A 2541-nucleotide genomic window follows, 5' to 3' on the forward strand; every position below is an offset into this window, starting at 1 on the left:
AAAGGTGACGGCTTGAGTTGAGATTCGCAAACTTTGATCCCATTGATGACTGTGCAGCCAGTAGCATCAGTCGGGTCATCTATACATGTGATCTCGCCTTCCGCAAAACCATCTACCACCCCTTTGGCTGAATCCATGCAGCTCTGTGGAGCCCACTCATCCTTGGTAATGGCTTTCGATGGGTCATAGCGGAGTTTTATGCGGCCAAAACCCTCACCTTCACCGGTTACTGAAACACGGATCTTGAATGTAACAACATCACCATCTTTCACGTTCTTAAAATAGGGAGTGACATCAACATTTGGGTTCCGCTCCCAGCTCGTGGAAAGCTCACATTTACCAGCAGTTTCAGGAGGGAAGTTCCCATTCGGTCCTGACCATACTTTCGTCTCTTGGCCGGATTTACCGACCCAAACCTGCATGTAGTCATCCCACTTCGCATATTCAAGCGTTGCAGACACTATGGCATCTGGATTGCTGACTTGGACCCGCGTGTACTCCTCATAAATCTTGCAGTTACCACTCCAGTAGTTGTCCGCCACTCGACCGATCCACAACTCAGTACAGCCTTCTCCACAAGATTTGAGGTTATATGGACCATCATAGTGCTTCACCACAGAGGCGTCGTAGTCATGGACAACCTCACAGTCCGCGCTTTGATCTACAACACGCTGACACCGTTCATACTCTGGAATGTGGGCGTTGATAGTATTCTGATTGATGGTTGTTTCGGCAGAACAATCCCCAAAGCCACCTGCGATGAGGTCCATATCCTCATAGGTCTTTTTGCTTAGATTTAGTACCGGGTCATTACTGAAATCAGGGCGTGATCGATTAGAGGCATCGAGAAGAACCTTGTATGCCGCACCAGAAATTGATGGATTAGCACTATTGGCATCACTCCACAGCGACCCTTTTGCATTATTCCCCACGCTGTCCATGTCATCGCCAGAGTCGTAAATGCCTTGCAGACCGCCCACATCAGGTTTATTGGCATCAGGGAAGTAATAACTATCAGGTTTATTGTTGGTCCCGCTCGTTCCGGGGAATAGATCATTGACATTAATCTGACTCCCCCCGTTCATTTGGAATTGACCGTCTTTCAACGTCGGCATAGAGATTGTGCCATCTTGCACAGTCCCCGAGCTCGACTTGAATGAGTTTGAGAGGTTTTGTCCGAAAGCCTGGGCCTCTTTACCCACCGCTGTGATGTCCTGGTCTTGGCTACCGTTAGCGTAGGAATGTATCGGCAGCGCAGACATGGTTACTGTCAACAGCGAGGCCACAGCTTTCATAAAGTAATTATGACTTCGCATTATGTTCTCCATTTCAACCTTCCCATGCTATCTGAGAAGACAAGGGCCACCTGTACGTGTAGTGGCCCTTTTGGGGCATAATCTAAAATGCCCGTGCAAATTCGTTAGGGTCTGCTCAATTGTTACAGCAATCATTCCATCGCCAGATGGTGTAAATAGGGTCTTGCCCAATTGCCGGTATAGTTCGCGCCAGACCCCACGTAAGAGTGGATTCGCCAATTACGTGAGATGAGTTTGTCTCTGGAACCGGATGCAATAGCGTGAATTTGTACTGCGTTTTGGGTAGTGTTGGGCTAATAACGCCTCTACACATAGCCTCAGAACCCATTGTCTTCCACGCTAACCCCCGGCGATGCAAAGCAGCCAGAACCCTTGTGCTAAGAAGACTGCTATCGCGGATAACACCTTTTCCACCATTCTGGTTGCCACTAAATGGATACAGGGTGCCCCATGAACCAGCACACCAGAAAAGCTGTTTTAAAGGTTTTCCAGCGGTTGATGAGACAGCATCAGCAGTACACGCAGCCGCCGCAATTGGGTTTGCTACTGCCGCCGCCTCTGGATTGGTAAAAAAAGCGAGCTCATCATTGTTCCAGGTCGGGTCGAGCTCCGACATGTACATGATGTCGAGATCCATATACCCATCAGCATTACAGGTCTGCTTAATAAATAAATCGAGCATCACCAACAGAGGAAACGCATAGTAGTGATAGTGCATAAAAGAACCATCACCACCATCCATGTCTCCCATGCCATGATGCCCTTGGTTAGTCCTATCAAACGGGAACCTGACACCATTCAAGACAGATGAGCAGCCAGGCACTCTCTGAAATTCAACGAGCCGTGCTGGCTCCCACATAGAAGTGGTGACTCCAGGCCGAGGGACCCCTAGATTATCCTCGCACATACACAGAGGGTTGCTTACGGCTTCACTCGGGAATGATCCGCCTCCACCACTTATAGGAACCCCCGCTACTTTGATGGGAAAAATACAGCTCCAGCAGATGTCAGTAATCAGTTTTCCGCCGATTACTTCCGCATTCTGGCACCCAGGGTCAGCCGATACCGAACGAACCCAAAAGACCGCGCTAACGGCAATGACCCGTAGAATTTTTTGTATCATGGTAAGGCCTTTACGTAATTCAAATGTTTCTCCATGACAGCAGGCTTCCCGTGATAGAAACCTTGTTGCCATGACAGTCCAAGTAATTTGGCGCTCTCCCCC

General features: G+C 49.0%; 2 protein-coding genes and 1 pseudogene. All 3 read right to left on the reverse strand.

The features are described 5' to 3' along the window. Window positions 1–1316, reverse strand: a 1316-nt coding sequence (traN, locus tag BHE89_RS14445) for a conjugal transfer mating pair stabilization protein TraN (RefSeq protein WP_216081013.1), incomplete at its 3' end; no start/stop codon positions are given. 115 nt (window positions 1317–1431) lie between these two features. Next, on the reverse strand, window positions 1432–2439 hold the full coding sequence (locus tag BHE89_RS14450; protein WP_069369993.1) for a TraU family protein: 1008 nt from the start codon (window positions 2437–2439) through the stop codon (window positions 1432–1434). Further along, window positions 2436–2541: pseudogene (locus tag BHE89_RS25910) on the reverse strand (EAL domain-containing protein); the annotation flags it as partial. The gene BHE89_RS14450 and the pseudogene BHE89_RS25910, both read right to left, overlap by 4 nt.

This window comes from Shigella sp. FC1967 (assembly GCF_001743005.1).
In the GTDB taxonomy this organism is placed as follows: Bacteria; Pseudomonadota; Gammaproteobacteria; order Enterobacterales; family Enterobacteriaceae; genus Proteus.

Coding starts and splice junctions, on each gene's coding strand:
- BHE89_RS14450 (WP_069369993.1), bottom strand. CDS start 2,439: ATGATACAAAAAATTCTACGGGTCATTGCCGTTAGCGCGGTCTTTTGG.